Genomic DNA, 16894 nt, shown 5'->3' on the forward strand with positions numbered 1-16894 from the left:
CCATTCGTCTAGAGGCCTAGGACACCGCCCTTTCACGGCGGTAACAGGGGTTCGAATCCCCTATGGGATACCATATTCAAATTTTAGTTATATTAGCTAGAATTTGGGGCTATAGCTCAGCTGGGAGAGCGCTTCGCTGGCAGTGAAGAGGTCCACGGTTCGATCCCGTGTAGCTCCACCAAATATTTGGTAACTAATGCATATTCAGTATATGACATTAATAAAAAACCACCTTCGGGTGGTTTTTTATTACCTGATAATTCTCTTTATTTAATCCATTTAAACTCATATTGTTCAGCCACCACTACCCTATAACATCACCATCAACGCTAACGTATGACTTTCCAACCATGACCATCTCTCGCTGCGTGACAATCCTCACACAAAATAACTTCCCACATAGCTATATAAATTAAAGCTATTACACCTCAATTAGTTACATATTAATAACATACGGCCAGATGCTTGCTTCTTATTATCTATCCTCATAAGTATTTATGGCGTACTTGTTCTAGAGCAAGTCAGCTCCTTGAGGAAAATATAACCCTAAAAAAAGGAAGCTAATTATCATAAAAAAATCAACAATCACCTTTTACACCGCCACTAAAGTCAATGGCTAAGCTAGTAACTATTGCTTCAGTTTTCGCGGCGAGTTTTAATGTTTTTGCTGACACTATAGAAATTACTTTTTCGCATCTCGTGGCCGAAAGCACGCCAAAAGAACAAATAGCACTTAAGTTTGAAGAATTGAGAGAACAGCGTTTACCCGGTGAGTAAGTTGTTAAAGTATTTTTAACTTACCGCTAATTGGCTGGGCATTGCTATATATGATATTAATATGCCGCAACTCGATGGTTTGAGTTTATTGCAACAACAGAAACAACAAGACGTTGAATTGCCAGTGGTACTATTAACCGGTCTGGTGATATGGCTATGGTCGTAGACGCTCAAAAAATGGCGCTTACGACTTTATTGAGAGTTAATCTACTTCGGAAACATCAATAACTTGCTTTTGGTGTTTCCCTAAGCGCCAAATAGTAACTAGGAGCAACACCAAAAGACTCATAGAGCCCACTACCACGCCATTCCATTCAGCTTTATGCCAAAACAACATTAAATATGGCCCACCTAAAGATGCACCAAGATAATAGCAACATAAATACAACGACGTCGCTTTAGCACGGTGACTCGTGGCACGAATAGCCACAAACGAATTACAGCAGCTATGAGTTAAGAAAAAACCGCAAGCGGTAATCAAAAATCCGACCACAATCGCAGTCAAGGTATCCACCAAGGTTAATAATGTGCCTGCAACCATTAAGCATAATGCCACTCTAAATAACGGCATTGACCCATATCGTACAATCCATTTAGCCGACAGCCAAGCAGCAAAGGTGCCACTCAGGTAGCATAGAAAGATTAATGTGGCTTGAAAACGACTGAGTCCATAAGGTTCGGCCATAATATGTAACTGAATAAAGCTAAACTGATTAACCATCATCATAAATGCTAATCCGCCAATTATATAAGCCAAACGCATTTGAGTGTCAGATAAATGGAACATAAAACCATTAAAATCTTGTTTGGCTTTGCGGCGCCAATTAATTTTTTCCTTTATAACAGAAGGTTTAATCTCCCTACGTGGCAATAAGTATGTAACAAACGCAACCCCCATGAATGTCACAATAAAAATTAATCCCATTGAAGATTGCCACGATAAATATTGGGCCATTAACCCCCCCAATAATCGACCCGCAATGCCACCAATGCTGTTTGCCATTATGTACACAGCAGCCGCTTTAAGCATAAAAACTGGATCTAACTGCTCTTTAAAATAGGCCATTGAAATAGCAGGCACTGCTGCTAATAATATCCCTTGCAGTAATCTAACCCACACTAAAGCATCAAAGCTTTGTGCAAAAACCAATAAAATATTTGATGCTGCCAGCAACCATAAACTCATAACAATGGGCGCTAAGCGTCCAATTCTATCGGATAACAAAGCATAGAAAAGTAACGAGAAAGCTAAGGTAAAGCTAGTCACAGACAACACTAACGTGGCTTGTGCGCCCGACACATCAAAATGCTCCGCAATAGACGGCAGCATACCTTGCAATGTGTACAAGTTAATGTAAATCACCATAGAAGCTAAGCACAACGCCCAAATGAGGCGCGTTTCAGCATGGGAGCGCAACGTTGGCGTAAACTCTGTCATAGACCACCTAAACAACAAAATAGGGCAGGAAAAAGATTATTACCCGCCGAGTATATTAATCAATGGCGGGGATAAGAGTTTGTGAGCAAGGTTACGAAGCGGCTATTTAACGCGTTTCATTAACACTTGAGTGGTAAATTGACCGTTGTTGATCACACGGAACTTATCATAGGTCTGAAAAATCGCATTACCTTGGTAAGTGATCATCGCCACCACACCATAATCGACACCACGACTAATTAGCCCTGCTGGTAAGCTAAATTTAAACGGAACAGGCACTCTGGCAATATCAAAGTTTTTTTGAGCAATTATGGCCCCTGGGGTATTGAAATCAATTAATGCAATATTGATTTTACAACCCTTTGGCAAGGTAATTTTTTCTGCATATCCTGCATAACCATTAACAATAATGGGTTTTTCAGGCTCGATTGTCGTACATCCATGTAACATCATAGCAATCAAAGCGACAACCGCTAATTGTATGCCTTTGTTAATTATTATCATATTAGCGTCCTACTTGGTCATTCTGAGTAAACCTTCCTGTGTGGCAGAAGCCACAAGACGTCCTCGCTGATCAAAAAACTGCCCTTTCACAAATCCACGTCCACCGCCAGCATTAGGGCTATCAATACAGTATAGGAGCCATTCTCCCATATTAAATGGACGATGAAACCACATAGCATGATCAATGGTGGCCATACGCATACCTGGGGTTAAAAATGACACACCGTGCGGTTGAGTTGCCGTCATTAAAAAATTAAAATCCGATGCATAAGCTAATAAATATTCTTGAATGCTGTGGTCTGATGGGATTTTTCCATTGGCACGCAACCATACATACCGTTTAGGCTCTGTGGCACTTGGCGCAATAGGATGAACGGGGTGAACTAAACGCATTTCAATCGGAGAATCTGCCATAAATTTTTCGAGCATTTTCGCAGGTACTTTATCACGCATGGTCATCGCGAGTTCTTGCTGATTCAATAAACCTTCAGGTCCTGGCACATCAGGCATGAGATCTTGATGTTCAAAGCCTTCTTCGACTGTTTGGAACGAACATATCATGTAAAAAATGGGTCGACCTTTCTGAATAGCCTTCACACTACGCGCACTAAAACTGCCTCCATCACGCATATTTTCAACATCATAAATTATCGGTAACTTTTCATCACCGGCACGCAAAAAGTATGAATGCAAAGAATGTGCATGGCGATCTTCGCTAACCGTTTGTTTTGCAGCACTTAACGCTTGTCCCATCACTTGGCCCCCAAACACATGCCCGAAGCCTAAATCTTGACTCTGACCACGAAACAAGCCTAATTCAATTTGCTCAAGTGACAACAATGACAATAAATCGTTTAATACCTGACTCATAACACCTTCTTTACGACATGGATTAACGTTAAGGTTACCTTAGTTAAGCTTATGTTTTCTAGCTTATTCTATGGTAATTGTTGTATTTCAGCTATCTTATGACAAATCGCAAAAGAGTGATGCAACGCAAAGATTCATATCTGCACCGTAATTGAATTTTTGGTATGCTATTAACATGACTAATCAACACTGCGTTTCACAATATTATGCAACCTAGCTCAATGCAATCATGGTTTATTGCTATTCGTCCTCGAACGCTCCCTGCGGCAATTGGTCCATTATTAATCGGAAACATGCTGGCAATTGGACTCGAACACTTTAGCTTACTCATCGCGTTTACCTCAATGCTATGTGCCGTATTATTACAAATTTCAGTTAATCTCGCTAATGACTACTTTGACTTTAAAAATGGCATTGACACCGAAGAGCGTATCGGACCTGTAAGAGTGACTCAAAGTGGTATCCTAGCGCCCTCATCAGTTCGAAATGCCATGATAGGCTGCTTGATCACATCATTATTAGTCGGTTCATTATTAATACTTCACGGAGGATGGCCTATTGCCATTCTTGCTGCAGCCTCTATTTTAGGCGCGTTATGTTATAGCGGCGGTCCCTATCCACTTGCCTCACATGGATTAGGCGAAATAGCAGCATTTGTTTTTTTTGGTTTAGTGGCCGTTGTTGGCAGTTACTATTTACAAGCAGGAACTACCACCATAACAGCATGGTTACTCGGTTGTGCCATTGGCTTTTTTAATGCTGCCATCATGCTGGTCAATAACACTAGAGATATTTCAACCGACACCAAAGCAGGTAAAAACACCCTTGCGGTGAGAATAGGAGAAGCACAGGCTAAAGTGCTATATCAAAGTTTTGTCTACTTACCTTTTGGTATCATTATCGCGGGATTTTTATTAGGTTCATTGGATGGATTACCGGTATTGTTATCGGGAGCCTCGTTAATCATTGCGCGTAATCTCAGCCGCGAATTTCACGAGAATTCTGGTGAAGCATTGAATCCGATATTGGGACAAACCGCTAAATTAACTATGATTTTCAGCGTGCTGTTTAGCGTTGGATTGTACTTTTCACTAACCTGAATGTCCTATTTGTTAAATGTCATCTATCACTTAACGTCCTGAATAATTAAAAAGGCGCCTCATTGTAAAATCAGGCGCCTTTTTAAAGTGTGAAGGTCATTACACTTTAGATAAAGTACGCTGCTTCGCACTCCAATCTAAATGGTATTTCTCACCCGCTGGCTTATCAGTACGTTCAAAAGTGTGCGAGCCGAAAAAATCACGTTGGCCTTGTAGTAAGTTCGCTGGTAACGTTTCACTGCGGTAACTGTCATAATATGCAATCGCCGAACTAATACATGGTGCTGGAATGCCTTGCATAACAGCGGCCGCAACGGTTTTACGCCAGTTAAGCTGCTTCTGTGACAAGGTTTGACTAAAGGTATCGGCCATCAATAAGTTTGTAAGGCTTACATCTTCTTGATAAGCCTTAGTAATTGATTGCAAAAACGTCGCGCGAATAATACAGCCTGCACGCCATATTTTAGCTATTTCAGCAAAATCTAAAGCCCAATTTTGCTCTTTTGCTGTCATCGCCATGAGCTCAAATCCTTGAGCATAACAACAGACTTTAGCGCAATATAAAGCATCTTCAAGATTGGCAATAAATTCCGTTTTCTCTGCACCACTAAAACTAACGGGAGCTGGACCCGCTAGCGTTGTGCTTAGCTGCATACGCAAGTTTTTTTGAGTACTGACAGCACGAGCATATACCGCTTCTGCAATCGTTGGCGCCGGACAACCAATTTGCAAGCTGCTCACTGCCGTCCATAAACCAGTGCCTTTTTGACCTGCTTTATCAAGGATCATTTCAACTAATGGCTTACCCGTTAGCGGATCGGCTTGTTGCAAGACTTCAGCGCTAATGCCCATAAGGTAACTGTTAAGAATACCTTTATTCCAGCCATTGAAAATGTCACCGACATCATGAGCTGACATGCCTAAACCATCACTAAGCAATTGATAAGCTTCGCAAATAAGCTGCATATCCGCATATTCAATGCCGTTATGAACCATTTTAACGTAATGACCAGAACCTGCAGGACCTATATACGCAGTACAAGGCTCACCTTCGGTGACCGGATTACCCGGCTCAAAACGTTCTATAGGTAAACCAGTGGTTGAATCAACTTTAGCGGCAATCGCTTTCCAAATAGGTTCAACATAACGCCATGCTTTTTCATCGCCACTGGGCATTAATGAAGGGCCAAAACGCGCGCCAACCTCACCACCTGAAACAGCCGAACTGAAAAAGATAAACTGTTCTTTATAGCGAGACTCTCGCTCTACTGTGTCAGTCCAAAGACTATTACCCGTATCAATAACGATATCATTGGCTTCAATACCAGCTTCGATTAACGATTTACAGACTCCGTCAACAGGCGCTCCTGCAGGCACAGATAATACAATGACTCGAGGCTCAACTAAATTAGCAAGCATTTCTGTAAGATTATTACAAGCTTGCATGCGCGGTGCCGTACCCGCTTTACGCTCATTTTCTTCTTGAGCCACAGCTGCGTTGACTTTTGGAGTATCTAAATCGAAAACTGCAACATGGTAGCCGTTGTCAGCAATGTTTAATGCGAGGTTCTTGCCCATAACACCAAGGCCGATAACGCCGACGTGTGATTGTTGGATGTGGTTATTCATTAGTGTAGTTCCCACAGGTCACAGAGATTAATCGCGTAGTGCGAATCCATTTGGTTGGCAATTATAGCGATTCTTGTAACTAAATTACCAGTAACAAAATGCGGAAACGCTGTTTTTTACAATGTATGCTCAATTTAATTAACAGATTGCTACAATAGGAAAAATCAGAAACACCATTGGCGTTTCTGATTTTTTATTAGTCGAATACAATGTCGACGCGCTACTGAAGCTAAAATAAAATGACTAAAAAGTATACTAGCAGGTCGACTAACACCGCTGTGCCTGAGTAATGGTCTCATTACAAGGGATGAGTACCACAGAAAGCTCTGAACTAAGATTTAGTCAACTCAGTCGTTAACGCATTGGCATAACCCATTTTAGTGAGCGCATTACGTACTATGTCTAAGGTTTGTGGATCTTCAATGGTGGCCGGCATGGTGTAATCTTGATTGTCAGCAATTTTACGCATTGTGGCTCGCAATATTTTTCCTGAACGGGTTTTAGGTAATTTTTGTACTGCACTCACTAGCCTAAAAGAAGCCACGGGGCCTATTTCATGGCGTACCAGTGCAAGCAACTCTTTATACAATGCTTCATCTGACAAGGTAACGCCGTTTTTAAGCACCACCAACCCAAGAGGCACTTGGCCTTTTAGTTTATCTTGCACACCAATCACCGCCGCCTCAGCAACCGCATCATGTTGACAAAGTACTTCTTCAAATCGGCCTGTTGATAAACGATGTCCTGCGACATTAATAATGTCGTCGATGCGACTCATAATGTACAAATAGCCATCTTCATCTATGTAGCCAGCATCACCGGTTAAGTAATATCCAGGATACATAGATAAGTAACTGTCAATATAACGTTTATCGTTTTGCCACAAGGTCGTTAATGTGCCAGGAGGTAATGGCTGCTTTATCACCACATTGCCGCTTTCATTGGGTGCCACTTGTTGCCCCATCGCATCGAGGATCTCCACTTGATAACCCGGCACGGCACGCGCTGGCGATCCCGGTTTAATTTCTATCGGATCGGTTCCCATCAAGTTTGCCGCTACTGGCCAACCTGTTTCAGTTTGCCACCAATGATCAATCACAGGTTTACCTAAATGATGCTGACTCCAATTTAAGGTGTCTGGATCACAGCGCTCACCCGCTAAATACATTTGCTTGAGGCAGCTTAAATCAAATTTCTTAATGAAGTCGCCTTCAGGGTCTTCGCGTTTAATGGCTCTAATGGCAGTCGGCGCAGTAAAAAAGCTGCGAACTTGCTTTTGTTCGATAATCCGCCAAAAGGCGCCAGCATCAGGAGTACCAATGGGCTTACCTTCATACATAACGGTGGTTGCACCAACCAATAGCGGTCCATAAACAATATATGAATGCCCTACCACCCAGCCAACATCCGATGCAGCCCAAAACACATCACCTACACCGGTGTCGTAAATGTGTTTCATCGACCACGCCAATGCAACTGCATGACCGCCATTATCACGCACCACCCCTTTCGGTTGTCCTGTCGTGCCTGAGGTATACAGCACATACAATGGGTCAGTTGCATCCAGCGATACACAATCAGCATCAGGCGCATCCACCAGCGCATTATACCAATCAAGATCGCGGGGCGAGAGTAATTCAGCCTTGTATTCAGTACGATTTAAAATAACACAGTGATCGACTTGGTGGCTAGCTTGAGCTAAAGCATCATCTAGTAGCGGTTTGTAAGGCACCACACCTGAAGGTTCGATACCGCATGAAGCAGACAAAATCAATTTTGGCTTGGCATCATTAATCCGCGTAGACAACTCATTGGCCGCAAAACCACCAAAGACCACAGAATGAATCGCGCCAATACGCGCGCACGCCAACATGGCATAGGCCGTTTCAGGCACCATGGGCATGTAAATCACCACACGGTCACCTTTCTTTACACCCAGCGAGACCATTAAGCCCGCCAGTCTTTTAACCTGCGCTAGTACCGATTGATAACTAACGGAATATTCATGCTGTGTCACTGGGCTAATATAATGGATCGCTGTTTGTTCGCCTCGGCCAGCTAACACATGACGGTCTACCGCATTAAAACAGGTATTCATCTTGCCATCGGCAAACCAGCGATAAAAAGGTTTTTGACTGGCGTCTAATACTGTTTTAGGAGTAAGGTCCCAACTGATGGCTTCGGCGGCTTGTAGCCAGAATACTTCGGGCTCGGCTATCGATTGTGCGTGCATTGATAGTCCTAAATCAGCCATATCGCTCTCCGTTAATCAACTTGTATTACAATGATTATGAGCAGAATTCATTAAATTGCCCTATTAGACAAAAGGATAATAGCCACGATAATCAATAAGAAAACCGTTAGATCCATCCAAGTGTTTAGCTTAAGGTTGAACGTTCAAGTTATTAAAATAAAACACAATATAACAATTAGTTAGAGTACAACAACCGATAGAGTGGAAAGCAAAAATAACACTTTAACTGTCGGTATTATATCGAAAAAAGCCATGCAAACTTTACCTTTACGTAAACTTCATATATCTTGCATCAAAAGAAACACTTTTGGTGACATGATGAGCACAACCCATAGCCCTCAATCAACGTATTCAATCAGTGACTTATCAAAAGAATTTGATATCACCACCCGCAGTATTCGTTTTTACGAAGACCAAGGTTTGATTAAACCTAAGCGGCGCGGACAAACCCGTATATACAGTCTGAAAGACCGAGTGCGGTTAAAACTCATTTTACGCGGCAAACGCCTCGGTTTTTCGTTAGCAGAAACGCGTCGTCTATTTGAACTTTACGATGCAGATAAAAGTAGTTCAACGCAGCTCAACACCATGCTTGACTTAGTTAATGAAAAAAAATCGGCTCTACAGCAGCAAATGGACGACATTAAAGTGGTGCTAATGGAGCTGAATTCGGCCGAGCAGCAATGCCGAGTCGCGTTAGAAGACAATAGCCTCAAAAAGAGCAAGTAAGCCAACTAGCGACATAATACTGATAATAATAAAAGGCTTACTCAATTAAGTCTAACGTAATACTCCACTGCCAAAAACGCATATAAGCGTTGGTAGATAATGTTTTGCCAGATAATAATAAATTCAACAGGACACATGCATATGAGCGACTTATATACCAGCCTAAACTTTGGTTTAGGTGAAGACGTAGACATGTTACGTGATGCCGTTCGTGGTTTTGCCGCTAACGAGATTGCCCCAATGGCCGCCCAAGTCGATATCGACAACGCCTTCCCTAATCAATTATGGCCAGTGCTTGGCGATATGGGGCTATTAGGCGTAACCGTTGATGAGCAATATGGTGGCGCCAACATGGGCTATCTTGCCCATGTCGTTGCGATGGAAGAAATTTCACGCGCATCGGCATCCATAGGCCTAAGTTATGGTGCTCACTCAAACTTGTGTGTTAACCAAATTAACCGTAATGGAAATGACACTCAAAAAACAAAATATTTGCCTAAACTGATCAGTGGAGAGCATATTGGCGCCTTAGCCATGAGCGAACCTAATGCCGGTTCAGATGTGGTGTCAATGAAGCTACATGCCCGTAAAGAAGGCGATCGTTATATTCTGAATGGCAACAAAATGTGGATAACTAACGGCCCAGACGCTCACACCTATGTTATTTATGCTAAAACAGATGTAGACAAGGGTGCACATGGCATTACCGCGTTTATTGTTGAACGCGATTCTAAAGGTTTCAGTCAGGCACAAAAACTCGACAAGCTGGGTATGCGCGGTTCAAACACCTGTGAATTGGTGTTTGAAGACTGTGAGGTACCAGAAGAAAACATCTTAGGCGGCCTCAATAACGGCATTAAAGTGTTAATGAGTGGCCTTGATTACGAACGAGTTGTGTTATCTGGCGGCCCATTAGGCATTATGTCAGCGTGTATGGACATCGTCATACCTTACATTCATGAGCGTGAACAATTTGGCAAATCGATTGGTCAATTCCAATTAGTGCAAGGTAAGTTAGCCGATATGTACACTGGCATGAATGCCGCAAAGGCTTATGTTTACAGCGTGGCCAAGTCTTGTGACCGTGGTGAAGCGACTCGTAAAGATGCAGCAGGTGCCATTTTATACAGCGCAGAGCTTGCGACTAAAATGGCCTTAGATGCGATTCAACTTCTTGGCGGCAATGGTTATGTTAACGAGTATGCCACTGGTCGTTTACTGCGTGATGCCAAGCTTTACGAAATTGGCGCGGGCACCTCAGAAATCCGCCGCATGTTAATTGGCCGCGAATTATTTAACGAGTCAAAGTAAGCAACATTTGCCCCCTCTGTAGGGCGACATATTCAACGTGTCATGTCGCCCTTATCAAGCCCCTTTTTTTTGCTTCATTAAGGACATAGAAATGACGCAACTGAGCAGCCGCATCAATCCTCGCAGTGACGAATTTAAAACCAAGTCAGACAGCATGGCGTTATTAGTCAACGATCTCCAACAAAAGCTGGCAAAAATCGAACAAGGCGGTGGCCCTGTTGCCCTTGAACGTCACTTGTCGCGAGGTAAATTATTGCCTCGTCAACGCGTTGAAAAGCTACTCGATCCCGGGTCACCCTTCTTAGAGTTATCGCAATTTGCCGCCTACGAAGTCTATGACGAAGAAGTGCCTGCAGCCGGCGTTATCGCTGGTATCGGCCGTGTCAGTGGTGTTGAATGCATGATCATCGCCAACGATGCCACAGTAAAAGGCGGTACTTATTATCCTATCACCGTGAAAAAGCATTTACGGGCCCAAGACATTGCCAGTCGCTGTCACTTACCGTGTATTTACCTAGTTGATTCTGGGGGCGCCAATTTACCCCGCCAAGATGAAGTGTTTCCTGACCGGGATCATTTCGGCCGAATTTTCTATAACCAAGCACAAATGTCAGCTAAAGGTATTCCGCAAATTGCGGTGGTAATGGGTTTATGTACCGCGGGCGGCGCCTATGTGCCAGCGATGGCAGATGAATCTATTATTGTTAAAGATCAGGGCACCATCTTTTTAGCAGGGCCGCCACTAGTGAAAGCGGCAACCGGAGAAGAAGTCAGTGCAGAAGAGCTCGGCGGCGCAGATGTTCACACTAAAATATCTGGTGTTGCGGATCACTTGGCGCAAAATGACGACCACGCACTCGAGCTTGCTCGCCGAGCTATACTGCGTTTGAATCACCAAAAACACATCAAAAGCTTATTAAGTCCAGCTAAGCCGCCACAATTTGATATCCATGAATTGTATGGCATTGTCGGTACCGACCTTAAAAAGCCGTTCGATGTAAAAGAAGTGATTGCCCGTGTGGTTGACGATTCTGACTTTGACGAATTTAAAGCCAACTACGGCGCAACCTTAGTGTGCGGGTTTGCTCGCATCCATGGTTATCCGGTCGGAATTGTGGCTAATAACGGCATTCTTTTTTCCGAGTCGGCGCAAAAAGGCGCTCACTTCATTGAACTGTGTTGCCAACGTAAAATCCCCTTATTGTTCTTACAAAATATCACCGGTTTTATGGTGGGTAAAAAGTACGAACATGAAGGCATTGCCAAGCACGGCGCCAAAATGGTCACTGCGGTATCTTGTGCCAATGTACCTAAATTTACTGTAATTATCGGTGGCAGTTATGGCGCCGGTAACTACGGCATGTGCGGCCGCGCATTTGAACCCACCATGATGTGGATGTGGCCTAACGCCCGTATTTCAGTGATGGGCGGCGAACAAGCTGCGGGTGTATTAGCCACCGTGCGCCGTGACGGTTTAGCCCGTAAAGGGGTTGAATGGTCTGCAGAAGATGAACAAGCTTTCCGTAAACCCATTGTTGAACAATACGAAAAAGAAGGTCATCCGTATCATGCCAGCGCCCGTCTTTGGGATGATGGCATTATTGACCCAGCACAAACTCGTGACGTTGTCGGATTAGCGTTATCGGCAGCGTTAAATGCTCCTATTGAAGACACCCGTTTTGGGGTGTTTCGCATGTAACTCATGCGGTTAATTCAACTAACTAGGAGTAAGTACAATGTTATCAAACCAATATAAACACATTGAATGTGGTGTAGCGCAAGGCGTTGCACAGCTCACCTTAAACCGGGCCGAAGTTCACAATGCTTTTGATGAAGTGATGATCAGCGAAATGATCAACGCCATCGAAACCTTTGCCAGTGACAGTCAATGCAATATGCTCATTTTACGTGCCAATGGCAAAAACTTCAGTGCAGGTGCAGACCTAAACTGGATGCGTAAACAAGCAAAAATGGACGTTGGCCAAAACCTTGCTGACGCCCATGAGCTTGCCAAGCTGATGCATGTACTGGACAAGTTTCCCAAACCAACCATCGCCCTCGTTCAAGGTGCCGCCTTTGGTGGTGCATTAGGGCTGATTTGTTGCTGCGACATTGCCATTGCCACTGCTCGCGCTAGCTTCTGTTTAAGCGAAGTGAAACTCGGTCTTATTCCCGCAGTAATAAGTCCGTATGTGTTGCGCGCCATGGGTAACCGCCAATCTCGTCGCTTTATGCTGACCGCAGAACGTTTTAGTGCCGATGTAGCCTTAACCCATCAAGTGGTCCACGAGATCAATGATGATTTAGACGCCGCTGCTGCGCCATTTATTGCCGCGTTTAATGCCAACAGTCCACAAGGCATGGCATGGGTAAAAACCTTAGTATCACGATTAGAAGATGGCGTGATCGACGACGCTACGCTCAATTTCACCAGCGAGCAGATTGCTCGAATTCGAGTATCAGATGAAGGTCAAGAAGGTCTTAATGCCTTTTTTGAAAAAAGACCCCCAGCATGGCAAACCGCCAAATCTGATCCACAAGGAGCCCAATAATGTTTACCAAATTACTGATCGCAAACCGTGGTGAAATTGCTTGTCGTATTATTAAAACGGCCCAAACCATGGGGGTACGCACCATTGCTTTGTATTCTGACGCCGACAAAGACGCCCGTCATGTGGCCATGGCAGATGAGTCGTTTTACTTAGGTGGTAGTGCCCCTGCTGACTCGTATTTAAAAGCCGATTTAATTATCGAGATTGCAAAAAAGTCAGGCGCAGAAGCCATCCATCCTGGTTATGGTTTTCTGTCTGAAAATGCCGATTTCGCCCGCAAATGTGAACAAAATGGCATCGCCTTTGTTGGTCCAGGTAGTGACGCGATTGATGCTATGGGCAGTAAAAGTGCCGCTAAAGAAATCATGTCTAAGGCCAATGTACCGCTAGTGCCGGGTTATCATGGTGAAGATCAAACTGACGCTACCTTGATTGCCGAAGCTAAAGCCGTTGGCTTTCCGCTATTAATTAAAGCGGCTTATGGTGGCGGCGGAAAAGGTATGCGCATCGTCGAAAACGACGGCGAAATCCTTGCAGCGATTAACTCCGCACGCCGTGAAGCCAGCTCGTCATTTGGTAACGATAAACTCTTGATGGAACGCTACTTACGTCAACCTCGCCATGTTGAAGTACAAGTGTTTGCCGACAGTCAAGGTAATGCCATTTACTTATCCGATCGAGACTGCTCCATCCAACGTCGCCATCAAAAAGTGGTTGAAGAGGCGCCTGCACCGGGGTTATCAGATGAGTTACGCGCCCAAATGGGTAATGCCGCGGTTGCCGCCGCTAAGGCGATTGATTACGTCGGTGCCGGTACGGTTGAGTTTTTACTTGATACCGACAACAGCTTTTACTTTATGGAAATGAATACCCGTTTACAGGTCGAACACCCCGTCACCGAAATGGTCACCGGCCAAGATCTTGTCAAATGGCAGCTTCTTGTGGCCAGTGGCAATGAATTACCGCTTCGCCAAGATGAAGTGCGTATTCATGGTCATTCATTTGAAGTGCGTATTTACGCTGAAGATCCCCAAAACGAATTTTTACCCGCCAGCGGTAAGCTCAACTTTTTGCGTGAACCTGAGCAAAATCGCCATGTGCGTATCGACTCGGGCATTCGTGAAAACGATGTCATCAGTAACTTTTATGACCCAATGATCGCCAAATTGATTGTGTGGGATGAGTCGCGACCAAGCGCACTGCAACGCTTAGTACATGCGCTTGAGTCATACCAAATAAGTGGCCTTAAACATAACATCGAGTTTTTAGCCAACATAGCTGAACACCCAGCCTTTGCTGCTGCAGACTTCTGTACTGACTTTATTGAACGTTATGGCGACACCTTAATTGGTGATGCGGCCATTGAAGCCGATACCGCATTAGCCCTAGCAGGGCTTTTTCAAGTACTGTCACGTAAGCATGCGGCTAAAGCATTGGCAATTAATAGCGCTGACCCATACTCACCGTGGGGCTTAGTGAGCGGCTTTAGATTAAACAGCTCCAGCGTACATCGGGTGTCGTTATTAACCGATGCCGCAGCCGATGTTCAGCAACATGATTTGTTACTCACCGCCGTTGGCGAGCAATATCAACTGTGTTTACACGACCAAGTACTGACGTTAGCGGGTGAACTCAAAGCCGATTTACTCTTAGCAGAAATTAACGGCCATAAAAGTAAAATCCCAGTAAGCCATCAAGGTGATGACTTCACCCTGTTCTTACCGTCAGGCAGTTACCACTTTAAAGCCATCTTGGCACAAGTGATTGAGGACGTGGTTAACCATGCAGATAAACTTAAAGCGCCAATGAATGGCACCGTGGTGACCCATTTAGTGGCAGTGGGCGATGAAGTCAAAGCAGGCCAAGGTTTGCTAGTAATGGAAGCGATGAAAATGGAATACACCATTGAAGCGCCGTTTGATGGCATAGTCAGTGAATTTTACTTCCAAAGCGGCGAGCTTGTCAGCGATGGTGCCCAACTGTTAAATGTTGAGCCATTAGTGAATGAAACCAGCGTCGAGGAAGCATAAATGCTGCCCTCTAAAGTGAGCGTTTTTGAAGTCGGCGCCCGTGATGGTTTGCAAAATGAAGCGCCGGTAACAACGGCAGACAAGCTGACACTGATTGAGCAACTTGCCGATGCGGGTATTAAGCGTATTGAAGCTGGCAGCTTTGTGTCACCTAAGTGGGTGCCACAAATGGCCGACTCCGATGCGGTATTTCAGCAACTTAAACGTCAAATTAATCGCCGCCTTGGCGTGGTTTACAGTGCATTAACGCCTAACTTAAAAGGCTTTGAACTGGCACTCGCTGCTGGCGCTGATGAAGTGGCCATTTTTGGTGCCGCATCAGAAACCTTTAGCCAAAAAAATATTAATTGCTCCATTGATGAGTCAATAGAGCGCTTTATTCCGCTGATTGAAACTGCCAAAAAGCACAATATTGCCGTGCGCGGTTATGTGTCTTGTGTACTCGGTTGCCCATACGAAGGTCATATTAACGTCAGTGAAGTCGCTAGAGTATCTGAAATCCTTTATAAGATGGGTTGCTACGAAATATCCCTTGGCGACACCATTGGCGTTGGCACACCAAACCAAGCCCGTAAAATGGTCGAAGCCGTTGCTAATGTGGTACCCGTGGATAAATTAGCCCTGCATTTTCATGACACTTACGGTCAGGCACTTGCCAATATACTCGCCTGCCTTGAAACAGGTGTCAGCGTGTTTGACGCTTCGGTAGCCGGCCTTGGAGGCTGCCCTTACGCCAAAGGTGCATCGGGTAATTTAGCCACAGAAGATCTTGTTTACATGCTCCATGGCATGGGCATAGAAACGGGCATAGACTTAACAAAACTTGCACTAGCTGGCGACACTATTAGTCGCGCATTGGGGCGCACTAATGGGTCCAAAGTAGCAAATGCAATCAGAGCATAATCACATATACTCAAAATAGTTGGCACGACATAACGCTGGCAGTTGATATAAATATAACCATAAGGACAACAAGATGGCAGGATTCAATAAAGTCGTCCACAGCTATGAAGAAGCACTAGCAGGATTAAAAGATGACATGATCATTATGGTCGGCGGCTTTGGTTTGTGTGGCATCCCAGAAGGGTTAATTAACCACATGGTTAAATTGGGCGTTAAAGGCTTAACGGCAATATCAAACAACGCCGGTGTCGATGACTTTGGTTTAGGGCTATTACTGAAACAACACCAAATTTCGACCATGATCGCTTCTTACGTGGGTGAAAACGCCACTTTTGAACAACAAATGTTATCGGGTGAGCTCAACGTTATATTAACTCCGCAAGGCACATTAGCTGAAAAAATTCGTGCTGGTGGCGCTGGCATACCTGCGTTTTTTACCGCCACAGGTTACGGCACGCCCATTGCTGATGGTAAAGAAACCCGTGAAATCAAAGGTCGTCACTACGTATTAGAAGCATCACTTAGCGCTGATTTTGCATTAGTGCGAGCGTGGAAAGCCGATACTATGGGTAACTTGGTGTTTCGCAAAACCGCCGCTAACTTCAATCCGATGATGGCCACCGCGGGTAAAATTACCGTGGTTGAAGCAGAAGAAATTGTTCAACCTGGCGAGCTCGATCCAGACCACATTCATACACCGGGTATTTATGTCGATCGCGTGATCAAAGCCAGCTTTGAAAAACGTATCGAGCAACGCACAGTCAAAACAGCACCCGCTGCGGCAAAATAAGGGAGAT

Annotated in this window: 14 protein-coding genes, 1 tRNA gene and 1 pseudogene; 11 read left to right on the forward strand and 5 right to left on the reverse strand. The window is 44.4% G+C overall.

Translation table 11 applies throughout. The features are described from left to right. Window positions 1–105 precede the first annotated feature (105 nt). The 3 genes and pseudogenes from AAEY93_RS17120 to AAEY93_RS17130 form a co-directional block, all read left to right on the forward strand. Window positions 106–181: transfer RNA gene (locus tag AAEY93_RS17120), tRNA-Ala, on the forward strand. A gap of 431 nt (window positions 182–612) precedes the next feature. Continuing rightward, the gene (locus AAEY93_RS17125; protein WP_206191876.1) at window positions 613–777 is read left to right on the forward strand and encodes a hypothetical protein; all 165 of its coding nucleotides are present in this window, start codon (window positions 613–615) and stop codon (window positions 775–777) included. Between the two features lie 19 nt (window positions 778–796). Continuing rightward, window positions 797–977 (forward strand): annotated as a pseudogene (locus AAEY93_RS17130) (response regulator); the annotation flags it as partial. Between the two features lie 2 nt (window positions 978–979). Here AAEY93_RS17130 and AAEY93_RS17135 read toward each other — a convergent pair. The 3 genes from AAEY93_RS17135 to tesB all read right to left on the reverse strand — a co-directional run bounded on the left by AAEY93_RS17135 (window position 980) and on the right by tesB (window position 3589). Next, window positions 980–2215, reverse strand: a complete 1236-nt coding sequence (locus tag AAEY93_RS17135; protein WP_351078562.1) for an MFS transporter — start codon at window positions 2213–2215, stop codon at window positions 980–982. Window positions 2216–2317: 102 nt separating this feature from the next. Further along, window positions 2318–2719 (reverse strand): YbaY family lipoprotein, encoded by a 402-nt coding sequence (locus AAEY93_RS17140; protein WP_101030200.1) that lies wholly within the window; start codon window positions 2717–2719, stop codon window positions 2318–2320. A gap of 9 nt (window positions 2720–2728) precedes the next feature. After that, window positions 2729–3589, reverse strand: a complete 861-nt coding sequence (tesB, locus tag AAEY93_RS17145) for an acyl-CoA thioesterase II (RefSeq protein WP_124013928.1) — start codon at window positions 3587–3589, stop codon at window positions 2729–2731. Between the two features lie 206 nt (window positions 3590–3795). Here tesB and AAEY93_RS17150 point away from each other — a divergent pair, with 206 nt between their 5' ends. Beyond that, window positions 3796–4689, forward strand: coding sequence for a 1,4-dihydroxy-2-naphthoate polyprenyltransferase (locus tag AAEY93_RS17150; RefSeq protein WP_267898620.1), 894 nt, complete (start codon window positions 3796–3798; stop codon window positions 4687–4689). A 99-nt stretch (window positions 4690–4788) separates the two neighbouring features. On the opposite strand, the gene gnd is transcribed toward AAEY93_RS17150, so the two are convergent. Continuing rightward, window positions 4789–6318 (reverse strand): NADP-dependent phosphogluconate dehydrogenase, encoded by a 1530-nt coding sequence (gnd, locus tag AAEY93_RS17155; RefSeq protein ID WP_124693481.1) that lies wholly within the window; start codon window positions 6316–6318, stop codon window positions 4789–4791. A gap of 331 nt (window positions 6319–6649) precedes the next feature. Continuing rightward, window positions 6650–8572: a propionyl-CoA synthetase gene (locus tag AAEY93_RS17160; RefSeq protein ID WP_351078569.1), complete on the reverse strand. Its 1923-nt coding sequence runs from the start codon at window positions 8570–8572 to the stop codon at window positions 6650–6652. Between the two features lie 318 nt (window positions 8573–8890). Here AAEY93_RS17160 and AAEY93_RS17165 point away from each other — a divergent pair, with 318 nt between their 5' ends. The 7 genes from AAEY93_RS17165 to AAEY93_RS17195 all read left to right on the forward strand — a co-directional run bounded on the left by AAEY93_RS17165 (window position 8891) and on the right by AAEY93_RS17195 (window position 16887). Then, window positions 8891–9301 (forward strand): MerR family transcriptional regulator, encoded by a 411-nt coding sequence (locus AAEY93_RS17165; RefSeq protein WP_101034624.1) that lies wholly within the window; start codon window positions 8891–8893, stop codon window positions 9299–9301. Window positions 9302–9442: 141 nt separating this feature from the next. Further along, entirely contained in the window at window positions 9443–10612 is a 1170-nt protein-coding gene (locus tag AAEY93_RS17170; protein WP_124013932.1) for an isovaleryl-CoA dehydrogenase, read from the forward strand. A gap of 91 nt (window positions 10613–10703) precedes the next feature. Then, a complete protein-coding gene (locus AAEY93_RS17175; protein ID WP_124013933.1) occupies window positions 10704–12311 on the forward strand; it encodes a carboxyl transferase domain-containing protein in 1608 nt (535 codons plus the stop codon). Window positions 12312–12348: 37 nt separating this feature from the next. After that, entirely contained in the window at window positions 12349–13164 is an 816-nt protein-coding gene (locus AAEY93_RS17180; protein ID WP_101030193.1) for an enoyl-CoA hydratase-related protein, read from the forward strand. Then, complete coding sequence (locus tag AAEY93_RS17185; protein ID WP_351078574.1) at window positions 13164–15194, forward strand: acetyl/propionyl/methylcrotonyl-CoA carboxylase subunit alpha; 2031 nt, start codon at window positions 13164–13166, stop codon at window positions 15192–15194. The genes AAEY93_RS17180 and AAEY93_RS17185 overlap by 1 nt, the downstream gene beginning before the upstream one ends. Continuing rightward, window positions 15195–16097: a hydroxymethylglutaryl-CoA lyase gene (locus AAEY93_RS17190; protein WP_351078578.1), complete on the forward strand. Its 903-nt coding sequence runs from the start codon at window positions 15195–15197 to the stop codon at window positions 16095–16097. Between the two features lie 73 nt (window positions 16098–16170). Further along, window positions 16171–16887 carry a CoA transferase subunit A gene (locus AAEY93_RS17195; protein WP_351078580.1) on the forward strand — a complete coding sequence of 239 codons (717 nt, stop codon included), beginning with the start codon at window positions 16171–16173 and terminating at the stop codon, window positions 16885–16887. Window positions 16888–16894 lie beyond the last annotated feature (7 nt).

The organism is Shewanella sp. CAL98-MNA-CIBAN-0140 (assembly GCF_040309905.1).
Lineage (GTDB): Bacteria > Pseudomonadota > Gammaproteobacteria > Enterobacterales > Shewanellaceae > Shewanella > Shewanella psychromarinicola.

Excerpts from the sequence above, each read along its gene's own strand:
- AAEY93_RS17185 (WP_351078574.1), top strand. The coding sequence starts at position 13,164 with ATGTTTACCAAATTACTGATCGCAAACCGTGGTGAAATTGCTTGTCGT.
- gnd (WP_124693481.1), bottom strand. The coding sequence starts at position 6,318 with ATGAATAACCACATCCAACAATCACACGTCGGCGTTATCGGCCTTGGT.
- AAEY93_RS17175 (WP_124013933.1), top strand. The coding sequence starts at position 10,704 with ATGACGCAACTGAGCAGCCGCATCAATCCTCGCAGTGACGAATTTAAA.
- AAEY93_RS17180 (WP_101030193.1), top strand. The coding sequence starts at position 12,349 with ATGTTATCAAACCAATATAAACACATTGAATGTGGTGTAGCGCAAGGC.
- AAEY93_RS17195 (WP_351078580.1), top strand. The coding sequence starts at position 16,171 with ATGGCAGGATTCAATAAAGTCGTCCACAGCTATGAAGAAGCACTAGCA.
- AAEY93_RS17140 (WP_101030200.1), bottom strand. The coding sequence starts at position 2,719 with ATGATAATAATTAACAAAGGCATACAATTAGCGGTTGTCGCTTTGATT.
- AAEY93_RS17160 (WP_351078569.1), bottom strand. The coding sequence starts at position 8,572 with ATGGCTGATTTAGGACTATCAATGCACGCACAATCGATAGCCGAGCCC.
- AAEY93_RS17165 (WP_101034624.1), top strand. The coding sequence starts at position 8,891 with ATGAGCACAACCCATAGCCCTCAATCAACGTATTCAATCAGTGACTTA.
- tesB (WP_124013928.1), bottom strand. The coding sequence starts at position 3,589 with ATGAGTCAGGTATTAAACGATTTATTGTCATTGTTGTCACTTGAGCAA.
- AAEY93_RS17125 (WP_206191876.1), top strand. The coding sequence starts at position 613 with ATGGCTAAGCTAGTAACTATTGCTTCAGTTTTCGCGGCGAGTTTTAAT.
- AAEY93_RS17170 (WP_124013932.1), top strand. The coding sequence starts at position 9,443 with ATGAGCGACTTATATACCAGCCTAAACTTTGGTTTAGGTGAAGACGTA.
- AAEY93_RS17150 (WP_267898620.1), top strand. The coding sequence starts at position 3,796 with ATGCAACCTAGCTCAATGCAATCATGGTTTATTGCTATTCGTCCTCGA.
- AAEY93_RS17190 (WP_351078578.1), top strand. The coding sequence starts at position 15,195 with ATGCTGCCCTCTAAAGTGAGCGTTTTTGAAGTCGGCGCCCGTGATGGT.
- AAEY93_RS17135 (WP_351078562.1), bottom strand. The coding sequence starts at position 2,215 with ATGACAGAGTTTACGCCAACGTTGCGCTCCCATGCTGAAACGCGCCTC.